The organism is Ralstonia sp. ASV6 (assembly GCF_016429285.1).
Taxonomy (GTDB): domain Bacteria; phylum Pseudomonadota; class Gammaproteobacteria; order Burkholderiales; family Burkholderiaceae; genus Ralstonia; species Ralstonia flaminis.
The window spans coordinates 13,143-33,056 of the sequence record NZ_JAELUI010000057.1 but is presented as its reverse complement, the minus strand read 5'-3'; the positions used below and the strand labels follow the sequence as shown (position 1 = coordinate 33,056).

The 19,914-nt window shown below is 59.2% G+C and carries 24 protein-coding genes; 4 read left to right on the top strand and 20 right to left on the bottom strand.

The features are described from left to right. Window positions 1-138: 138 nt before the first annotated feature. From JHD73_RS13435 to JHD73_RS13370, 14 genes are all read right to left on the bottom strand, one after another. Entirely contained in the window at window positions 139-939 is an 801-nt protein-coding gene (locus JHD73_RS13435; RefSeq protein ID WP_199030770.1) for an ATP-grasp domain-containing protein, read from the bottom strand. 108 nt (window positions 940-1,047) lie between these two features. Beyond that, window positions 1,048-1,575 (bottom strand): hypothetical protein, encoded by a 528-nt coding sequence (locus JHD73_RS13430; RefSeq protein ID WP_199030769.1) that lies wholly within the window; start codon window positions 1,573-1,575, stop codon window positions 1,048-1,050. Between the two features lie 309 nt (window positions 1,576-1,884). Then, on the bottom strand, window positions 1,885-2,109 hold the full coding sequence (locus tag JHD73_RS13425; protein WP_199030768.1) for a hypothetical protein: 225 nt from the start codon (window positions 2,107-2,109) through the stop codon (window positions 1,885-1,887). A 27-nt stretch (window positions 2,110-2,136) separates the two neighbouring features. Further along, window positions 2,137-2,877 carry a hypothetical protein gene (locus JHD73_RS13420; RefSeq protein WP_199030767.1) on the bottom strand — a complete coding sequence of 247 codons (741 nt, stop codon included), beginning with the start codon at window positions 2,875-2,877 and terminating at the stop codon, window positions 2,137-2,139. A 3-nt stretch (window positions 2,878-2,880) separates the two neighbouring features. After that, on the bottom strand, window positions 2,881-3,114 hold the full coding sequence (locus tag JHD73_RS13415) for a hypothetical protein (protein ID WP_199030766.1): 234 nt from the start codon (window positions 3,112-3,114) through the stop codon (window positions 2,881-2,883). Window positions 3,115-3,121: 7 nt separating this feature from the next. After that, complete coding sequence (locus JHD73_RS13410) at window positions 3,122-3,394, bottom strand: hypothetical protein (RefSeq protein WP_199030765.1); 273 nt, start codon at window positions 3,392-3,394, stop codon at window positions 3,122-3,124. 79 nt (window positions 3,395-3,473) lie between these two features. Continuing rightward, a complete protein-coding gene (locus tag JHD73_RS13405; RefSeq protein ID WP_199030764.1) occupies window positions 3,474-3,767 on the bottom strand; it encodes a hypothetical protein in 294 nt (97 codons plus the stop codon). Window positions 3,768-3,781: 14 nt separating this feature from the next. After that, a complete protein-coding gene (locus JHD73_RS13400; protein ID WP_199030763.1) occupies window positions 3,782-5,167 on the bottom strand; it encodes a hypothetical protein in 1,386 nt (461 codons plus the stop codon). Between the two features lie 8 nt (window positions 5,168-5,175). Continuing rightward, window positions 5,176-5,589 (bottom strand): hypothetical protein, encoded by a 414-nt coding sequence (locus JHD73_RS13395; RefSeq protein WP_199030762.1) that lies wholly within the window; start codon window positions 5,587-5,589, stop codon window positions 5,176-5,178. Window positions 5,590-5,597: 8 nt separating this feature from the next. Next, a complete protein-coding gene (locus JHD73_RS13390) occupies window positions 5,598-6,236 on the bottom strand; it encodes a hypothetical protein (protein WP_199030761.1) in 639 nt (212 codons plus the stop codon). A gap of 254 nt (window positions 6,237-6,490) precedes the next feature. Further along, complete coding sequence (locus JHD73_RS13385; protein ID WP_199030760.1) at window positions 6,491-8,008, bottom strand: ATP-binding protein; 1,518 nt, start codon at window positions 8,006-8,008, stop codon at window positions 6,491-6,493. A gap of 15 nt (window positions 8,009-8,023) precedes the next feature. Beyond that, window positions 8,024-8,527, bottom strand: a complete 504-nt coding sequence (locus JHD73_RS13380; protein ID WP_199030759.1) for a hypothetical protein — start codon at window positions 8,525-8,527, stop codon at window positions 8,024-8,026. A gap of 1 nt (window position 8,528) precedes the next feature. After that, window positions 8,529-8,873: a hypothetical protein gene (locus JHD73_RS13375; RefSeq protein WP_199030758.1), complete on the bottom strand. Its 345-nt coding sequence runs from the start codon at window positions 8,871-8,873 to the stop codon at window positions 8,529-8,531. Window position 8,874: 1 nt separating this feature from the next. Next, window positions 8,875-9,855 (bottom strand): hypothetical protein, encoded by a 981-nt coding sequence (locus tag JHD73_RS13370; protein ID WP_233176952.1) that lies wholly within the window; start codon window positions 9,853-9,855, stop codon window positions 8,875-8,877. On the opposite strand from JHD73_RS13370, the gene JHD73_RS13365 reads away from it, so the two are divergent. The 4 genes from JHD73_RS13365 (at window position 9,854) to JHD73_RS13350 (ending at window position 13,025) form a co-directional block, all read left to right on the top strand. Next, entirely contained in the window at window positions 9,854-10,450 is a 597-nt protein-coding gene (locus JHD73_RS13365) for a hypothetical protein (RefSeq protein ID WP_233176951.1), read from the top strand. The two genes, JHD73_RS13370 and JHD73_RS13365, sit on opposite strands and share 2 nt — an antisense overlap. Before the next feature lie 2 nt (window positions 10,451-10,452). Then, window positions 10,453-11,175, top strand: a complete 723-nt coding sequence (locus JHD73_RS13360; protein WP_199030757.1) for a lytic transglycosylase domain-containing protein — start codon at window positions 10,453-10,455, stop codon at window positions 11,173-11,175. Further along, window positions 11,175-11,627 carry a type IV pilus biogenesis protein PilM gene (pilM, locus tag JHD73_RS13355; protein WP_199030756.1) on the top strand — a complete coding sequence of 151 codons (453 nt, stop codon included), beginning with the start codon at window positions 11,175-11,177 and terminating at the stop codon, window positions 11,625-11,627. Before JHD73_RS13360 ends, pilM begins: the two co-directional genes overlap by 1 nt. 405 nt (window positions 11,628-12,032) lie before the next feature. Continuing rightward, on the top strand, window positions 12,033-13,025 hold the full coding sequence (locus JHD73_RS13350; protein ID WP_199030755.1) for a CAP domain-containing protein: 993 nt from the start codon (window positions 12,033-12,035) through the stop codon (window positions 13,023-13,025). 760 nt (window positions 13,026-13,785) lie between these two features. On the opposite strand, the gene pilV is transcribed toward JHD73_RS13350, so the two are convergent. From pilV to JHD73_RS13320, 6 genes are read right to left on the bottom strand one after another with little or no spacing between them, the layout of a single operon-like run. Beyond that, window positions 13,786-15,054 carry a shufflon system plasmid conjugative transfer pilus tip adhesin PilV gene (gene pilV, locus JHD73_RS13345; protein WP_199030754.1) on the bottom strand — a complete coding sequence of 423 codons (1,269 nt, stop codon included), beginning with the start codon at window positions 15,052-15,054 and terminating at the stop codon, window positions 13,786-13,788. Continuing rightward, a complete protein-coding gene (locus JHD73_RS13340) occupies window positions 15,051-16,010 on the bottom strand; it encodes an ATPase, T2SS/T4P/T4SS family (RefSeq protein ID WP_199030753.1) in 960 nt (319 codons plus the stop codon). Before JHD73_RS13340 ends, pilV begins: the two co-directional genes overlap by 4 nt. A 25-nt stretch (window positions 16,011-16,035) precedes the next feature. Then, the gene (locus tag JHD73_RS13335) at window positions 16,036-16,644 is read right to left on the bottom strand and encodes a type 4 pilus major pilin (protein ID WP_233176950.1); all 609 of its coding nucleotides are present in this window, start codon (window positions 16,642-16,644) and stop codon (window positions 16,036-16,038) included. A 60-nt stretch (window positions 16,645-16,704) separates the two neighbouring features. Next, the gene (locus JHD73_RS13330; RefSeq protein ID WP_199030752.1) at window positions 16,705-17,277 is read right to left on the bottom strand and encodes a type 4 pilus major pilin; all 573 of its coding nucleotides are present in this window, start codon (window positions 17,275-17,277) and stop codon (window positions 16,705-16,707) included. Continuing rightward, entirely contained in the window at window positions 17,274-18,341 is a 1,068-nt protein-coding gene (locus JHD73_RS13325; RefSeq protein ID WP_233176949.1) for a type II secretion system F family protein, read from the bottom strand. Before JHD73_RS13325 ends, JHD73_RS13330 begins: the two co-directional genes overlap by 4 nt. Before the next feature lie 19 nt (window positions 18,342-18,360). Then, window positions 18,361-19,905 (bottom strand): GspE/PulE family protein, encoded by a 1,545-nt coding sequence (locus JHD73_RS13320; protein WP_199030750.1) that lies wholly within the window; start codon window positions 19,903-19,905, stop codon window positions 18,361-18,363. Window positions 19,906-19,914: the final 9 nt, after the last annotated feature.

The following is a 19,914-nucleotide window of genomic DNA, read 5'->3' as shown; positions in this document are numbered from 1 at the left end:
CTTGCTCCGCGCCTTCGATCTCAGCCGCGGCGTCCTCAATTGCTTTTCGGATGTCGGCGGTCAGCTCTGGCGCCCTGCTTTGTGCAAGCTCGCGCAAACATGCCGGCGTTTTCGAGCGGTACTTCTCTGGCACCTCGATCACACGGCCTCCTTCGTGCAGCCAGCTCCCTCAACTACTGCACGAGCATCGGCGACAAGTTGCTCCCATCGCAGCCACAGCATTTCCACATAATCCCGGTAGTCGAGCGTGCCCCGGTAATACCCGAGTGCCCATGCGTCGTTGCACTCAATGAGTGCGGTTTCCCCGCTACCTAGGACACCGACATCGAGACCATACGCGACAGGCGTTCGCGAGGAATTGGCCATCGCCGCCACCATCTCACGAACAACGTCTTGATCTGGCAAAGGCATGTCGTCAGGCGCATCGTCATAACGCCCTTCTCCGAGCACCTGGCCATTCACAACGTAATAGCGGTACTCGGACTGCCATTTCACCGGCTCACTGACCCAGACCGGCGTATCAGGCGGCAGCGCAAGGAAGGCGTTGTACTGCGCCCGATCGTGGAAGGATAAGTGGTCAGGATTACCCAAGATGTCGACTACGAAACCTGTAAAGGTCTTGGTCGTAGTTGGCTTGATGAACCACTCGCCGAGAATACTGCCCGCCCGGCGTTGCTTCACTTCGCGGTGCAACCAAGGTTGAAGGGCTTCGGGATAGGACATGCTCTCGGGCTCGGCGATCCCAGCCAATGTCATCGCTTTTCGGACGAACTCGACACTGCCGATCGGCAGCGTCAGTCCCTCACGCAACGCATTCGCACATCCGTCCAGGGCGTCGAAAGGAACCGTGACGATCGGCACGTCGCGCGTCATCGCATACTGAGCCGCGATCCGCTCTTCTACCCGCTTTGAAGCGGCCTGCCTGAGAATTGAAAACAAGTACCACCTCGCACGACGCTCGTTTGCTTCACGAAGATCATATGTGCACTTGTGCACCATATCAAGCGCGCGAGGTCACGCGCTTCCTCCGAGATCATTCACCTTTTCTCACCGTTCAACAGAGGGCATTGGTTGACCGCAATGGGAACAGTGCGCGTTCACCTCGGGGGGCGGAGCCACCCACGAGGTGAACGCGCCCAGAACATGGCGATACAGTAGCCATCGCGTTGCCATCATCCCCAACGCATAACATCCGCCATAGCCGACAACACGATTGTGGAAAGCTGCGACGAGGTCAGCGCCCAAGACACTCACTGCCTCTGGCGTGTCCGGAATCTCTGCCAGCATACCGACGTACCAGTCGCGCACCACATGCGCGAATACAACCCCGAGCGAGGCTGTCGCTGTAGTCGCAGCAATACGGATCAATGTCACCCGACGGTGTCCGGGTAGCCGCTGGCCATAAGCTGCAACTCCCAACGAGAGCCAGAATCCAACTTCGAGCAACCCGGGGGCCGCGAGCGCAGAGAGATAGCCTTCGAGCGCCCATTGGAAGGCAATTAGCGCCATGGCCAAGATGATCACGCTCCCAGCGGCCTTGAGGAACTGTGCTTTGTTACCGTGCAAGCGATTCATTGCTGCGATGCCTGAGTTGATACTGGGGTGGCGGAAGTCGCGCCACAGCTCAACGCATTTGCGGCTTGACGCACCTGATCCAAGAACTGTTTCGCTTCTGTCTCAGTACGAAACTGCGGAACCTCGTCGCACTGAACCGGCCCCGAAACACCAGGGCGGCGTTGGAATTCACCGATGTACCAATGTAGATGCCGCCCAAGCCGTCGAACCCCATAGCGCTTGGTGTCAGCGCCACGAGGACCCGGACACACCATGAGCTTCGCCACATCCCGGTTCGCGATAAGCGCGGCTTTCGCGGCTTCGAGCTTTTCAGCGCGTGTCATCAGCATCATTGGCATCCCAAGCCTTTGCCCACGGCCAATTCTTGCTTTCCCACTTTTCGTTGGTGGGCTCCAACTCCCTCATCACCTTCAGGCAATCGGGATCGCCTGCCTCGGCCACGCACCGCAGGCAGTCGCCGCCGCAGTTGACCGTATCCCTGGCACCAGGTTGGTCCATGGCACGCTTGCAAATTTGACAGTACTCGGTCGTCATGTGTGCTCCTTTCGATTCTTAACCGGCCTACAGCACAGGTCGATGACGGCTTGGCAGCGGGTGGAAGCTCACCGGGCCGCCCTGATCATCGACACATAGTGTGCCCTTGTTGCAGGCCAGCCAAAGCAGCGTATCGACCGTCGCGATGCTATCCCCTGTCGCCTTTGCCAAAGGCTCACAAAGCGCCATGCACGCAGGAAACCGAAATCGCAATGCCTTGCGCGGCTGATCAGGGAAACCTGCCAACCGGCAGAGCCAAATGTCCGGCTTGGCCACGTCCGCTCCGAAGTTCTTCGCAAGTTGGTACTTCGTAACTTGTCCCACGTACGGGAGAGATCCGCACCACTCCACCAGCGCAACGTCATCTTGCATCGCCAGGACGTCGAGCAGCGACGTAAAGTACTCGTCGCGCTCGCGATAGATCTTCTCGATCGCTTCGGCTTTAGCACGATAGCCGAAGGCGTTCACCACAGGCTCACCTGCATTGATCGCCCGCCAGACTTTGCGCTCGATAGTCCTCGCTGCCTGCGCTTTCCTGCCGGCACAGAGAATGATCCAGATGATTTCGCCTGCCATTGCGCCGGAATCCGCAGGTGGCCCGATGCGGTTGGCTGACCAGTCGACCATTGCAGCCGCGTCTGGGTCGTTCTCCAGCAACCAATGTCGAACCTCACGGTAAAGTGATTCCGGTACACGCGTTGCCGGATCCGGCACAACAAAGGAAGCGGATCTTCCGCTCACACCTTTCAATTCGAGTGCGTCGCCCATAGATCAGTTGCCCTGCATTTCGATGTGACGGCAGTTGTCGCAATGGCCGTCGACGCGGCTGTCCTCGTCCAGGAGCTCGTGACTGTCGACATACCAGTGGCAGCTTGGGCACTGCTCAACATTGTGGCTGATCAGCAACTTTCTCAATGCGGCTGCCGTTAGTCCAGAGTCTTTTATGGCCCGGTCGAAGCCGTTGCCATACCCAGTGACCGTATCGATTAGCGCTGCAATATCCATCAAGATCTCAGGCGCAAATCGCGTTACCGTACGTTTGCACGCAAACACCTGCCGCAACCTGACGACCGACGTCTGTGAGCTGGAATCGCATAAAACAGAAACCCGGCTGGTAGGTGAATGGACCGAGCTTGCGCACCAGTCCTCTCCGCTCCAATGCTTTACCTGCGTGGCCGATTGCACCGGGAAATTTCGGCTTGGCCGGGTCCTGCTCACGCAGATTTTCCGCGCGCCACAGCTCGCTGAGCGCACGTCGCTGCGGTGGCGTGAGGTTGGCGCTCATCGTGTCCTGATCCTCAGCTTAATGTTCATGCTGAAATCATAGGTGCACATGTGCACCTTGTCAATCGCACTCGCAGAGACTATGTGCGAGCCCAACGAATCGCAGTTCGCGTTCGTTCTGAAATCGTCGTACACACTCGGCACCACTGTTCCGGCCAGAACGCCCTGAAGCCACCCACCAGCGTCGTCGCGAGATAGCACATCTGCTGCGTCATGAGACCGTACGCCTGTAGGCGCCAGAGCACCACAATGTCCAGCACATTCGAGAGGAACCAGAGCGGCCATGTCATTCGCAACAGCCGACCTCCGACGCTGTTTGTCACAGCACCGGCAATACCCAAGGTGCTGGCGATCCATTCCACTTCGGTCCACATGGTTACCTCTTGCCTCAGCACGGGCTGATGTCTGGTTGTTGGGACACGACAGCAGATTCGATTCCCGGCCCCTGTGGATCGGGCTGTGCGGTGGCGAGCTTTACCAACTCTTCTTCATACGCGGACAGAACATCCCCGTACTTGAGTGGCACACCCGTCTCCGGGTTGTCCACACCAAGCCAGCCACAGATCAGACCGTCGACCACTTGTGCCGCAAGTGTGCGGCGGCGGTTACTGGAGGTCAGCTTTCCGTTCGTCTCAAACACATGGATGTATGGCGCCTCATATCCCTGCTGCAGCATCTCGACGTAGCGAAGGAACGTGGGATGCTTTCGAATGTTGTCTTCGGGCTCACTGGTGCCCAATGCAGTCGCTGGAAACGCGCGGAGATAGCTCACGTAGGCTTCAGCAGGATTGGTCGGCCAGTGCAGGATCTTTGCTGTGCCTTCCGGATGCCTGGGGAAGTTTTGCGGATCCATCATGTTGGGGACGGCGGAAAACCGGTCCCGGTCGCGAAGCTTCTCTACGTCGTCGCCAAGCAGGCTAGCGACGGCCTCTACCGGGATCCCGAACCTGTCCTTGATCGCGTTAACCACTCGCGCATCGAGATCACGGATATGATCCTCGCTTTGATTCTGAAGAGCCTCGCGATGGATGCACTCCGGAACCGGTAGCCCTTCCTGGACGGCCTCCAGAACGGCTTGGCGATGATTCACTGCCACGCGGTCAACCCGCTCAACCGCCCAAACAAAAACCGAGGACGGTGTAGTAATGTCATCGTTCTCCCATACAAGGATCCCATCCCAGCCAAGCCGCTGCGCGGCCCTGGAGAGGACCAATCCATCGCAGTCCATATAGGAGATACTGAACTCGCCCGCTTCGACTTCAGAGATCAGATCCAGCACGCGCGCCCGATCCTCATCGGTGTGGTCACGTTCGTGGAGTGATTCGCGCAGAATCGCAAGGGCGACCGCCTGGTCCCGCGTGTCGGCGATCATGAGCCCGGACAGGTCATATCGCGTCACGGTGGGATCTTCGGTCTCCGCATCGTGATAGGTGCTTTCGCCGGGCGTCGAGAAATACGCTCCGGTCGGCTCAATCTCACCGCGGCGAATCGCAAAGCCAGCCCGCTGAAACTCCTCATACGCCATCAACCACGGGGACCGTTCGTAGGCAGGCGGCAGGATGTCGTGCGCGGTACGCACTGCTTCCACGAGCTTCGATCCCCTTCGCGCAGCCTCTCCGATCGTGAGGCCCGCCGCTTCAATGGCATCTGCAATTCTGGCCTGAGCCTCCTCGACTGCGAGGGCGCGCCTTACGGCAATACCAGCGGCAAGCAGTTTCAATCGCGGCACAAGCGCAATCTGGTCACGTACGGCAAGCAATGCGGGGATTGTCATCGCTCAACTCAGCCATGACTCGCACGATGCGAGCAATCAAAGGTGGAGGAACCGTTTTCGTTCGCCCCTCCAAGACTCTTGTGCTCGGCCCGCACCCGGCTCGAATTCGCCGCACTCTGCTCTCTCAACAAGCTCGCAAGGCCAATGTTCTCATCTCGTTCTGCACGCTTGATCTGCCGAGCGACAAGCTCCGCGTGGCGGTCCGAGAAAAGCGCATCGTCGATGTCGCGCAACAATTCTTCGCGGGAGGTGTAAGCGACTGGCCAGACGTAGAGCTCATCCACGATCTCGATCCACCAGTGCTCGATCGAACCCGCTTGAGCGTTATCGTCGCTGAACGAAGGATCGAAATCCCGCGCACGCCCAAAGCGAATGAAGGTGTAGGTCGGGTGCGTCTCGACACCATAACTGGCTGTCTGCATCGCTGGCCTCATGAAGACTGTGTTGCCATCTCGACCGTGTTCACGGGACGGAATGCGTCAACCGGAATTTTCGGAGAAGGCGCGAGAGCTGGAATAGAGATCTTGACGGCGAGTGGAGGATTCGGGGGCGGCTGACGCGATACCACAATGGCCTCACCTGGTCGCAAGGTCATTGGAGGCGGCAGCCATCGACCCTGTGGGTCGCACATGACCCAGTCCTTGTCGTGTTGAAAAACGACCTGACACGTCGATCTCGGCATGTCGGCGCCCTCCGCCCAGTACATGTGCGAGGAACTGACGAGGCTCACTTTCGTCATGTCCGCCAAAGGCTGCAACAGCCGCAGATCGAGCCACGGATCAAAGCCATCGAAGATCACCATCAAATGATGGGGACGGCGCGAAGACTCGTGCCTGAGAGCCGCAGCTAGTACATCACTCACTCGTCGAGAGGCCCGAACACCGGAGCGTGCCTGCCACTCTTCTCCGAAGTACAGCACAGCGCCCCGATCCACCAAATCCAGCAGGTCGACGCCCTCGGTCGTACCAAACGGCAAGTCGGCGTAGCACTGCGCCGCACGCCCGGCAACGTGCGCCGCATGCCAAAATCCATCCCACTCTTTGGCTCCGTAGCCGGTCAGGAAAATCACGGAGTCTCCACGCTCCATTGCTTGACGCGCCACAGCCAACAGAAAGCTGGATCGTCCTGACCCCGCGAGACCAACTACCTCGATAGCGCAGGGCAAACTAACCGCATGTGTGCGGCCTCCCCTTGCCCCGCCCAGCTGCAGCTTTGCGGGTTGCGCACACGCAGGCGCCATCGGTGAAGTCAGGCGCTTTCGAATCGATTTGAACAGGCTCATGCCGCCCTCGCGCTCAGTCCTTGAAACTGCAGTCCAGGAAATTAGTCGAGCAATATCTCGTCTGCCAGACCATCGTCAGACTCGACACCCCTTACGGTGCTTTCTACCGCCGGAGGCCTCGAAGCTATCAACGTTGCCCCTCCGCCACTGCGTCCCTGCTCCTTAGCCTGAACCTCCAAAGCTGTACGGCCGTCTGCGGAGTTAGGATTTGGCACGGCCACGTTGATGAAGGGCGGATCCGCGCGCCCCTCATGTTGAAGCTTGATACTGAGCACCTCTTTCGGGCGGATGAAGCGCAATGAGTCTTCGGTGACTCGTAGCATCGACGCACTCTTCTTCCAGTACGTTGAATGAATGCCCAGCAGGATGGTGGCGCCGCAGTTGGTAAGGAAGTCCTCGGGGAAGGCTGTGGGCGCTTGCGCCGCGCACCACAAACCAATGCCGAACTTGCGTGCCTCCTTCGCTATGACGTTGATGATGTCACTCGGGTCATCCGTAAAGTACCTACTTCCCTCATCAAGGAAGATCGCATGGCGCAAAGTCGTCCCGGATTCTGTTGGACCTACTCGTTTCCATCGTTCGAAAATTGCTTGGAGTCGTAACTTGACGAAGAGTATTTGCTGCTCTTCAGTGAGCGACTTGATCTGATGAACACGCTGTCGCGCATCGCCGAACGGCGGCTCATTGGGACGGAAGATCCCAGCCGCATTGAGAATGTCAATGCGTTGAAGAACCGAGGTCAGGACCTCGACCGAATCGTATTTGATCCGGTCCTCGACCTCCTTCCCCGTCTCTATGGAGTTGATGTGCTTCGTAAACGCATCGATCGCCTCCTGCTTGAGCGTATCGATTTGTTCTTGCAATCGAGCGATTTCCGCGTCGTCGACGGCTTTCCCAAAACGCTTCTGAGCGTTGTTCAAACGGGATTGCACACGGGCCAGGGTGTCGTAAGACGCCGCGGCCTTGTTATCTGCCCCAATGGTCAATCCGATGACCTTTCTGCGTGCGAAGCTGCGCAGGTCCTCAAGCGTCGGATAGTACTTTCTAAGTTCTGACCACTTACGAGCGTCCGTGATCTGAGTGCGCAGCTGCTCGGTGATATGTTGCCGGTGCCACGTCCGCGAATCGTTTTCGAAGATTCCAGAGGCCGCATACGTATCAACCAGTAGGTTGCGTAGAGCAGCTTCTTGCTTGGCGCCAAACTGCGGCGTCACGGACTTGATGAGCCCCACAATAAAGTCGACCTGGCGCTGCACACCTCCGGTATGGATGTCCGTGTCGAGCGCGAGTGGATTATGTCCATAGCCTGTCGCACGTGAGTACATCACTTCTACCGCGCCAGGAAACGCCAGTTCAGCGTGAACGTCGAACACATCGACTTCAAGACCGGCCTCTGCGGCGGCCTGCAGCAGCCGCTTGCTCTGGAATGATTTACCAGTGCCGGATGCTCCGCACAGCAACAGGTGGCTCGTCGTGAGTTTCTCAGGCTCGTAGTACATCGCCTCGACGATCTTGCGTTGTCGAAGCTGGAATTCATTCAAACCAAGGTAGTGGCGCATCGTCACCCTCTATTCTTATTGGTATGCAGAGCGGTTGCTCTTGAGAGTCGGAGCGACGACCTGGGCCAACATTGCGGAGAGATAGCCGTAATGCTGGAGCGTGGCGTCGAGAGGCTGCGCCCCCTCCGTATAGCCGGGAAGAGCCTGAAGGAACTGCTTGAGCGGCTCAGCCACATCAGGGAACCATGCGTCGTCGATCCGCACGAATTGCCCCCCCGCATCGAACATCCGCTCGCGGATCAACTTCTGAAGCACCGCGTACGTCAGCCCATCCTTCAAAGTACGTGCATCCAAACGGATGTAGCCTCGATCGCGCAGGTAGCACAGCACTTGCGCGACGCCCGTGAAGAGCGCCAAAGCGCGCGAGCGCCAAACACCATCCTCGTAATGCACGCTCAACGCAGCCGCGACACACGCGCACAGCTGCGCGCAACGCAGCGTCCCGTATTCGCGTTCGGTAAGCTCAAGCCGATCCTGGACCGAGTGCCCCGACTTCGCGGGTATGGGATTCATTTTCATGTCATTGCTCCGGCGTGACCCAGATGTCGTTGTTCGGGGTTTCGAACTGCTTGCGGGTTGCTGCCACCTCGCCTTGCAGGTATCCGAGGTCCGGCTCGGCGCCTTCCATCATCAACTGGCGTTCCACGCCGAGCTCCACGGCCACTCGCCGCAACGACGGGTCCGCATTGCGGTCCATGTAGAAGAGGGCGTTGCGCGCCGAAAGCGATAGCTTCTTCGAAAGGATCTGCACCGGCGTTGCCAATGCATTGAGGCCAGGAATCGACCGGTACACCTCATCGTCGATCTTCTCGTGCTGCGGGCGGCTCACCACCGTGTCGCTGAAAGGAATCAATTTGATAGGCATGTCAGGCCTCCGTCGGATGCGTGCTGTGCGGCACCGCCTGAGGATCCGCAGCGGCGTACTCGGGGGCGGCCTCGATCACCATTTCCGTCATACGATCAAGCAGGCGCACAAAGGCCGCGTCCACGTGGTCGGTGGGCAGGCCGGTCGCCCGGTGTTCGCGGATCTTGCACATCCGCTCATCGGGCGACATCTCGTACAGCGCGCAAATATCACGATCGGCATAGGCTCGATAGTTCTGCGCGTAGAGCTGGCCAGCCCGCGCAATGAAGATCTGCGCCACCGCAGCCTCAACTGCCTTGGTGTGCGTCGCACCTGCCAGGATTCGCTCAATGCTGCGGCCCGCCGCTTCGACCACCTTCGTTACGCCCGCCTCAGTGAGAAGTTCAGGCTTCGGGTGGTAATAGTCGAAGGCTGCAACTGCGTTGTGCACCTCCGCGACCACGGCGATCAAAGCGAGGCGCTTCGCCGTCACCACATCAGTGGCCAACGGCACTTCGCCGCGACTCGGAATCTCGCTAAGGAAGTCGGAATCCTTCACTGCGCGATAGATCTCAGTGATCTGCTCGACCGAAAGCTCCTTTTTCCCGGTGGCGTGGGCCAACCGCCACTGCACTGAAATCGTCTCTGCGGCGCTTTGTCGAAGTGCGATGCGAAGCGACGCATATTCGGGATCGTCGGCATCCATGCCGACGATCGGCAGTGCGGCTTCAGCAAGGTCGGTGGCGCGCGTGAGCAAGTCTTTGGTGGCCGCCACGATCTCTTCGAGGCTTGCATCCCCACCAGGCGACACTGCCACCCCGCCCATCACAGCGGAAACCACTTTCATCACCGAGCACAGCTTGCGTCCGCGCCAGCCCAGACCGATGACCGGATCAACGTCGCCTGCGCCTGGGCCCGATTCACCCGCCAAAGCGGCAAAAGTATCCTTTCCAAGTGGCGCATCCGCCTCAGGACGAGCTTGCTCCACTGATGCCAAAGACATGATTGCCGTACTCCAAAGGTCTATTCATGCCTGGCAGTTTATCAAACTGCGGTACAATTTCGCGGACTTTATTTGCGTATCGCCACAAATGCGAACCGAAAAAAAATCTGTTTTTGAAGCCAACCGGATCATATCCATCGTCGACTTCATCAAGTGGACGAGCACGTTCGGGGTAGACGCGCTCAAGCAGACTGAGGTCCCGCTGCGCGGGGTTCGGTTCACTGCGGCGATGTGGCCACTCTTCGGCGTCGCAATGGACGACGATCAGCCGATGCTGACGATGCATCAAGACGAGGCGCCATGGCTGGCCCATCTTCCGATTCAGATGGCGCTGGTGGGATTCGGTGAGGGAGACGGTCTCATCCTGGTCACCGAGGAGTTCACACTGTTCGATCAGCCCTTCCCTTCGACGGCCATCGATCTCTACCTTCCATACGAACATCGAAAGACGTTCAATACACCCCTCCTGGGCTTCTGCCACCTGAGCGCTCAGGGGATCAAGCCGATCAATCGGATGGTCCCGGTCTTCACGCCAGAACGGTATGAGAACGAACGGCGTGTGGTGAAGGAAGCCAGCTTGTTCGGGGGTATGTGAGCATGCAGGCCTACACCCTCAGACGCGCGATAGCGCTCACAGCGTCCGTCTTCATTCCCGTCTTTGCGGGCACCGTGCGCGCGCAGTCTGCGGAGGCTCTTCTGCCCGTGTGCGCCCCGCTTGTGCATCCGCTCACGATGAGCAAGCTCGTCAGTGTCGAGTCTGGTGGAAAGCTCTATGCGCTTGCTGATGCCGGCCCCAAGGGCCTGCCCTGGAAGGGCGTGCGCGAAAAGATGGTGCGATCGTATTTCCCCGCCTCCATCGATGAGGCCGAGGCGATTGTGAAGCGCCTCATCGCAGCCAACCATATCGTTGCGATCGGGCTGTCGCAGGTCAGCAGCCAGAATCTCAGTCGGCTCGGACTCTCGGTGCGCCAGGTTCTGGATCCTTGCACCAATCTCAATGCGGGTTCGAAGATCCTGACCGAGTTCTACCTGAATGCACGCAAGCGCGAGCCCAACGACCAACAAGCCATCCTGGCCGCCATTTCCGCTTACAACACCGGCAACTTCATCAATGGCTTCACGAATGGCTACGTCAGCAAAGTCGTGCACGCGCGGGGCCTCAGCGTCCCGGCGCTGAGCCCGTCAAACGCCGCCATGCTGAGTGCGTCGCCAGCGTATGCGCAGAGCTACGCGCCACAGCCCATCGAGGTGGATCCATCACCTCCGCGCCTGCTCAGCAGCAAGATCCATGTGCTTCGCGTCACGCGGGAGGACGACTGATGCAATTCTTCGCTCCACTACTGATGATGCTGTTCCTGACCAACTTGATGGTGAGCATGGTGGTCACAACAAACGCCCGCATCAAGATCGATCAGGCAGAGGTCAGCGCGACTGCGCAGAACATGGTGGTCTATGGCGCCTATGCCAGCAAATACGCCGCGGCGAATCCCACCTTTACCGGTGCGGCCGCCAATGCGGCGATCGGATTTCCAACGTGGTACATCCCACCGGCAACCATCAAGAACTACATGGTCAGCGGCAAAGCCTACGTCTACTACACAGGCTTGCTGACGGGCATCCCCTACTACATCGTCCAAAGCAGCCAGGACGGTTTTCGTGCGGGCTACAACAACAACGGCGTATTCACGAGTCCAGTGGTGCCAGCAGCTCAGACCGCCTCCGTCACCATTCCAGCTGGCGTTCCCAATGGCGTGCAGGTGCTGATGCCATAACACCCCCAATGAGTTGGGTAGCCGGCCAATCCACCGTTGCGCGAGTTATGATTTCACGCCATCACCGCCTAGGCAGACAAGCGCCCGCAAGCCCTCAGCTTTGGTCGCTATCGTCTGCACCCGCATCCGATTTGATCGGTGGCCGGGCGCGCCGGATAAGGTCCCTCAACCAATCCATCCCATACTTGTCGACCTTTTCCCACTGCGCAGCCGTCAGTCGAATTGACCGCCCTATCAGGCGCTCACTTGGATCTTTGGGCGGGCGCCCCCGCTCCCGTTTGGTGTGCTCTTCCATACGCCGATCATACCGTATTTTCCGTGTCACAAAAAATACTTGCGACACGCGAATTTTTGTATCACAATAAATCCCACGTACCAACAACCACATCGACTCAGGAGAAATCGATGACCAAGAAGCTCTCTCTGCTAGCACTGTCCGTCGCATCCGCTCTTTCGCTGGCCGCATGTGGCGGTGGCGGTGATTCCTCGTCGAGCAGCTCGACCACCCCGACCACTGGCGGTGGCAGCACCACGCCGACCACGCAGCAACCGGTGACCGGCACGCAAACCACGCCCCAATACGGGGGCACCAGTGCACAGTTGGCTGCCTTCACGACGCTGAACCAATACCGCACGCAATGCGGTTTCCCGGCACTGTCGCAAAACACTGTACTCGACACTGCAGCCCAAGCGCATGCCGCATACATGAGCACGAACGGCGTGATCGCCGACACGGAGACCTCGGGCAAGGCCGGCTTCACCGGCGTCACCTACAAGGATCGCGCCGTGGCAGCCGGCTACCCCAACCTCTACGTTGGTGGCGTCAGCGGCGGCTACTACACGAACTCGACCCTGACCGACGCTCAGTACGGCCAGCAACACGTTCTAGGGTGGCTGGGTGGCGTGTACCACATCGCCATCGGCGCTTGGCCGTCGAGCATTGTGGGGATTGGCGTGTCGAAAACGACGTTCAACGGCTTCCCGGACGTGCGTGCATCGATCAGCTTCGACGAGCCGAAGACGATGCCCGGCAACATGCCGCTGACCTTCCCGTGCCAAGGCACGACCGGCGTGGCCTACTCGTCGAGCGGCGAGACGCCGGCACCGCCGAACACGACTGGCCCGTGGGGCACTCCGATCGCCGTTGCCGGCAATGCAACTGACACCATCGTCTTGCAAACCGGCACGATGACCGATACCAATGGGCACACGATCACGCTGCAGTTGCTAAACTCGTCGAACGATCCCAACAAGCTGTTGCCGGCGTTCGAGGCGGTCGCCTATCCGGCTTCGCCGCTGCAACCGAACACGGCGTACACCGTGAACCTGACCGGCACAGTCAACGGCACGGCCTTTTCGCGCAGTTTCACGTTCACGACGGGCAACGTTGCAGTCTGATCGTCAGAGCTTCAATCGTAAAAAGGCCCCGCAGTTGCGGGGCCTTTTCTTTGTGTTTCCAATCTTGCAATAACTTGCCTGCGGTTACGACAACCACGCTTTTACCTTAGCCAACGCCGCCGCCGCATGCCCAAGGGTTGTTGACAAAGAACACCCGCGACAAATACTGTGCGGCCGTCACTAGGTCTGAAGGCTGGGAGATGTAAGCGGGCGGACTGTAACGACCGTAGTTGGAGCCCATATACGCCGCCCCGTTGTAATACATCTGGTCCCATGTACCAGAGAAAGTCTGTCCTCCCCAATCCGAGTTGGCGGCGTCATACGTGCCGTCGGCGTACGCATTAAAAGGCCCAAGGTTGCCACAACTGTTGGTTGTGTACGTTGCCACCAACACGTGACCTGTAGGCGGTGGCGGTGGCGGAGGAGTAGTCGGCTGACAAGAGAGTCCGGCCCAAGTGGAGCCAGTCCAGCTTGGCCCGCTAACCGCCGTATAACCCGGCGGGCAAGACGGCGGAGGCTGGTAATTGCAACCAGGCGAACTCCAATAGGCGCCTTGCCAGACGGGATATGACGTAGTGGTCCAACCCGCACCAGCTGAGCATTGAGGCGCAGGAATCGGTGCGTGACTTAACGGCGTCACGCACGTGGAGTCCTGGTAGCCAGGCGTACAAATCCCTGGCGCCGCCAACGCAACGCGCCAACCTATGGCCATGGCGACAATCGCCAGGCATTTCAGAAGCTTCTTCATATCACTCCTCCTTCAATAGCCACAATACGTGCCAACGGTTGCTGTTGCTCCTGCAATACCTGATCCCGCGCCGTCGAGAATGTAGACGGTCCAGGGTCCGGCTCCCCACGCGCCGTAATTGACCACCGTAGTGGGGTCAACAGAAAAATTGTTGGGCGTCACCACGATCATCCTGGTGCCGCCCAACGGGCACGTCGGAGCTGGGATCCCGGTCCCGTGATTGGCGGTAAAGAAGCCCATGCGAAGCAAGTTGCCGCCGATGGGCTTGTAAACCCCGTAGATGCACGTCAGCCATTGGCCAGAACCGTCGACATTCTGCACGGCATCACCATTCGTAGCGCAGCCGGCATTGGGCGTGCCTACTTTACCCGCCCTGAGAGCGCCGCCTGCAATCACGTTACCTGTTGCCGTCGTATTGCCGTTCGCGACAACGTTGCCTGCGTTGAACTGGGTGTAGTTCCCATTGACGTCTTGCGCATACACACCACCGCCCGTCGCAGAGCGCACGGCCGCATTTACCGTATCGCCGTAGAACGCCGCGCTCCCAACCTGCAGGTTGTTGCCCGCCGGCACAACAACCTTCTGCGCGTTTACCGTCGCAGCATTGTTCAGGTTGTTGCTGTTCATGTCGATCGCCGTGTTCATCTGGTTGACCTGCGGCTGCCCTGCCACGGCGGATCGATAAAGGTACGGGTTCGTCTGTGTCGCGTTGTCGTAAAACAATGCCCCGGCCAAGTGCCCGGTGCCAGGGTTGGCACCAACCGTGGCAAGAGCGATAGACCACGACCCCATGGCTCCCTGCGCATTGGCTGGATTCTGTGCGCTGATCATGCCGCCGGATCCGCCCACCATCCGTGCGATCGAAATTAGCTCGCCGTCTGGGATGGCGTTGCCGCCGACGGTTTGCACCATCGGGACGAGCGTATTGTTCGGCCACACACCAATCTGTTGGATCGCGAGCTGATACGTCTGCCCGTATGAATTGGTTGCGTTCAGCCCGATAGGCATGGACGACGCAATCTGCGCCCACGTGTACGTAACCGTCGGAGATGCCGCAGCGCTGATTGCCGCTTGATTGTTCTGTACGAACTTGGCGGCACCTTGCATTGCAAGTTTCAACTGGTCGGCCGTAATGGTCTGCTGCCGATTGTCGTAATAGGCTTTGATGAACGGGGCGCTCGCCGCCATCATGACGGCGAAAGCCCCGATCACGCCGATCAGCTCCAGCGTGAGGAAACCCCGCTGGTTGCCGTGCGCCTTCTTGCGGGAAAAGTATTTCATCCGAAGGTCCCAGATCGAAGTTTTGCGGCCTGTACATCCATCGCGTTGTCGAGCTGGTGAAAGCTCTTACCTCTGATGATGTTCTCGACCTGGTTATGGCCTTTGACGCGCAGCATCTGGTAGCCAAGGCGCTTGACCACCTTGGTTCCTGTAGCAGTCGCGAGCGGCTCATCCTTGAGCTGCAGATGAATAACGGCCGCAAGTCCGGACGCCAACAGCTTCTCCGGCTCAGACAAGGCACCTTCACAGAGCGCGACGAGCCGGATGACAGCGTCCTTTGCCGTCGCTGCGTGCATCGTTGACACGATGAGGTGGCCGTTGATGGCCGCCGTCACGACTTGCGCCGCCGCCTCTTGATCGCGCACCTCACCGAGATAGATCAGGTTCGCGCCGCTGCGCATTGCCTTCTTCAGCTGCGCCTGGTATCCACCGGTGCGGTTGACCTCCACCTGGATCACGCGACCGAGCCCCATCACGCCGTCGAGCGCTGTCTCCGGTGGATCCTCGATCACGATCCCCGTGCCGCCGTGCGTCTCCATGCGGGCCCGAGTAAATGACGCGGCCGCACTCGTCTTACCCGAGCGCATTTCGCCACTGAATAGCACCAGCCCGCGGAGGTCGGGTTCCAGCATGAACTTGATGGCTTCAGCGCCAAAGCCCATCTGCCTGACCGGCAGGATGGTCGCGTTCGGTCGACGGATCATATAGACCGCCTTCCCTTCAGTGCTCTGGAACGTCGTGACCCGCAACAGCATGTCTTTCCGACGGATCGAGAACTCCTCAGATGCACCGTCGGCAAGCATTTCCGCGCAGCGGGTGCGAAGTTCCTCGATGTCGGCTTGAAACCGAGGCGGTACCGGGACACGCGCCGGATTCCTATCCAGGCCAATCACGTCGGCCCAAGTGTCCCCGATATACAGGTCCCCGAATTCGGAATCTGTGATTTTCGCGCTCACGACAAGCCTCGGTTTCGAATTGCAGTTAGGTCAGCGAAGCAAAAGCAATGCTGTTGGTGGCGGCATTGCAGGCGCCCGTGGCCGTACCGGTGGCGATCGGCGCAGTACCCAACGCCGTGCCGTTCACGGAGATGCCACCACTCCAGTTGCCCGAGCTCGACTGCTGCACGACAAGCTTCGCGCAGTCGGCTGCACTGATACCCGGATCCGTCAGCGTGAAGCCGTAACCGCCGTTCGACGCCACTAGCGTGTACGCAGTGCCGTAGGTGTTCAGCAGCACGCCAGCGTTATACGAGAGGTTCTTCGGCAGACCATTCACAGCGTTCAGTGGGACAATGAGGTCAGCGCCGTTGGCGGCATACCCCGACGCGCCCTTCAGGTTCGAACGCGCGGACGTGTACAGCGAAGAAATGGCTGACGATTCCGATACGGAACTGTTGGACGCATTCATGAGGCCGAGCCGCGACAGCACGCCATACAGGAATAGGCCCAGCAGGGCGATGATGGCGATCCACTCCAGTGCGCCCATGCCGCGCTGGCCCGCGAGAGCACGAGCGCCGCGCAGATCTTCGCCCGCATGCACGTCACCTGCGGCTTGAACGCCGACAGCGTTCATCATCATGTTTGTAGTCATTCTTGACTCCATGTCAGTAAAACTTCTTGAAGGCCCACTCCCCCGGGGGTGAGAGTGAGATCAGTTAAGAGAAGCAAATGCAATGCTGTTTAAGGCTGCATTGCATGCCCCTGTTGCCACGCCTGTGTTCACTGGCCCAGTGCCCAACGCCGCCCCGTTGACGCTGATGCCACCGGTCCAATTGCCGGAACTCGATTGCTGCACCACCAACTTCGCGCAGTCGCCTGCGTTGATACCGGGATCCGTCAGCGTGAAACCAAATCCGCCATTCGAGACGACGAGCGAGTAAGGCGATCCATAGGTGTTGAACAGCACGCCAGCGTTGTAGGACAGACTCTTTGGCAGGCCGTTGAAGCTATTGAGCGGCACGATCAAGTCCGAGCCGTTCGCACCGTACCCCGCAGTGGATTTCAGGCTGGATGAGACCGAGGTGTAGAGCGACGACACCGCTGACGACTCTGTCACGGCACTGTTGGACGCATTCATGAGGCCGAGCCGCGACAGCACGCCATACAGGAATAGGCCCAGCAGGGCGATGATGGCGATCCACTCCAGTGCGCCCATGCCGTGCTGAGCACGCAAGCGAGCAGGCGGGTCGGCGATGTCGTCGGCCGAGCAACGCACTTGCATCATGGCCCTGCCCCAATCGCTTGCATACCGACTGCACCGAGGCCGGTGATCAGCAGGCCCATGACAGAAAACACGCCAAGCAGGATCAAGTTGCCAATGAATGCGCCAAGCTTCTCGACGTCTTCAATGGTCTTCTTCATCCAATCGTCGGAAAACTCCATGAGCTGCTCTGCGCCACCATCGAGTGAGACGATGATGCGCAGATATTCGATGGCCTGGCGGCTGGGGAACTCGTAGCCAGCATCGAACAAGGCCTCACCAATGTTCTTGCCCATGCGCACGCCGCTCTTGGCCGCCTCAAGCCGCTCAAGCATGTAGGGATTCGCACGCTTGATGTCATCTTCCAGAATTTGGATTGGCTTGACATTCGAGGCCTGCAGCACGCCGAAGTTGTAGACGAACGTCGCGCCACGCAGCATCCGCCCAACCGACCAAGGCGGCAACCGATCCAGATAGACGCGAAGAATGCCCGTCAGGTTGTTCCAGCTCCACAGAACGAACACGCCCATGACTGCAGCACAGACGAGCAGCTCGAACCAGTGGTTGGCGATCACATTGGCCATCCCGGCCATGATGTAGGTCGAGGTATCCCAGTCGGCCTTTTTCGTCATATTCAGCATCGCCGGCACAACCTTGGCCGCGATGTACTGCAGCGACCCAGCAAGCGCAATCAGCAGCACAGCTGGGTACGAAAGCGCCTTCACCACGGTTGCCTGGATCTGCTTTTTACGCTGGACCAGGAGGGCCGCGCGCAGGAACCCTCCATGTTCGCTATTGCCACGCTCACCCGCCGCGATCGTTGCCACTTCTTCATAGGGCGCCCACGCTTCGAGTGCGTCGGCTAGCGAATCGCCAGCCGCCAGTGCCGCCATACAATCGTCCGCGACGACCGCTTTGATGACGTTCGGCTTTTCGCCGTTCAAACTGAAGACCCCCCACAGCGTAGACAGCGCGTCGAGAGGCTTCACGCCGTTCTTGAGAAGCAACGCGATCTGCTTGTAGAAATCGATGCGATCGTCTGCGGAGAATCGCAAACGACGCAGCCCATCCCAAGCATCCTGAATCATTTCACCGATCATGATGGCCTTATGCGAGAGTCAGCTCGTCTTCGTCCAGGCCACGATGCAGCGCGTCCTCCACCGACACGGGATCCACGATCCCCATGTTCACCTTGGCTATCGCGTGCTGCAGCGCTGTCATCCCGTCCTCGTTCTTGACCCAATGCGACCGCGCGGCGGCGCTACCCTCTGCCCGATAGATGTCAAGCAGTCGTTGATTCGGCTGAACCACTTCTGCCGCTACCGTGCGGCCCACATATCCAAGCCCACCGCACACCGGGCAATCTGTGCTGGTCGGCGCGCAACTCACACGCACCTTGTCCACCTTGCAGTACTTCTCGATGCGCTCGCGCATCTCTTCGTCGAATTCCGAACGGTGGTCGATATAGTTGCGCGCGCATCCATCGTGCGTGCACAGCACAGGAACAAGACCCTGGTTGATCAGCCCGGTAAAGAGAGAAGCGTCTGAAAGGCGCCCCATGGGCACATTCAAGTCGGCAAGACGATCCAGCGACGCGAAAGGGTTCTTCGCGTGCGTCGTTGTCCAGAGACCGTGGCCCGTCATGGCGGCTTGAATCGCCGCCATCGACGAGGCAAAGTCTCGCAACTCGCCGACCATCATGTAGTCCGGGTCCAAGCGCATTGCGTTGGTGATGGCTTGGGCCCAAGCGGGACCGATCGAACTAGGATCGGTGGGGTCGTACTGCAGCGGCGTTTGTACCGCACCTTCAATGAAGTACTCCGGCGGATCCTCGATCGTCAGCAGATGCGTGTTTCCGCCGCACATCTCGATGATCAGGCTGCAAATCACTTGCAGCGATGTCGACTTCCCTGAACCGGTCACGCCGGAAAAGAGGTTCACACCGTCGCGGCGCATCATTCGCCGGATCAACGCGACTTGGTCCCGGAAGTAGCCCAGCGAAGCAAGATCGGCCACGCCTTTCCCCGGATAGAGCAGACGCAGAACGAATAGGTTATTCGTCTCCATCGGACGCGTGGCGATACGCGACCCCGTCAGGTTGATCCCCCGCAGAAACTCCCTGGAGATGCGACCATCTTGTGATTTATGGATCTTGTACCCCGCACGAACGGAACCGTCGCTCATCGAGTCATACATCGTGCGGCACAGCGCCAAGCCATCGACTGCTGTCATGCGCCGCATCTCGCGAAGCACACCGTCGACGCGGTACTTGATGATCGTTACGTTCTCGCCGTTGATGAAGTGAATATCACTCGCGCGACGCTTCACAGCATCCTTGATGATGCTGATCACTTCACTTTGGCGTGAGCTCAGGCCATCGCCGTCAGAGCCCCCCTTGCTCGCCATGGTGTCGGCGAGGTTGAGAATTTGCTGAATGGTCTCCAGCGGCACGCGTTCAATACGCTCAGCCGCACCTTTCGTCCGACAAAGCGCATAGTACGATTGCACGCCGTTGTCACGCGCATAGTCTTCCGCGACAAGCAGCCGCTTGTCGGCAAGTAGCACCACCTTGTCAGCAATTGCACCCTCAGGGGCATGCGCACCTCGCGACATCACAGTGCCGGCGATGCTAGCGATATCGCTCGCGACCATGATTGCCCC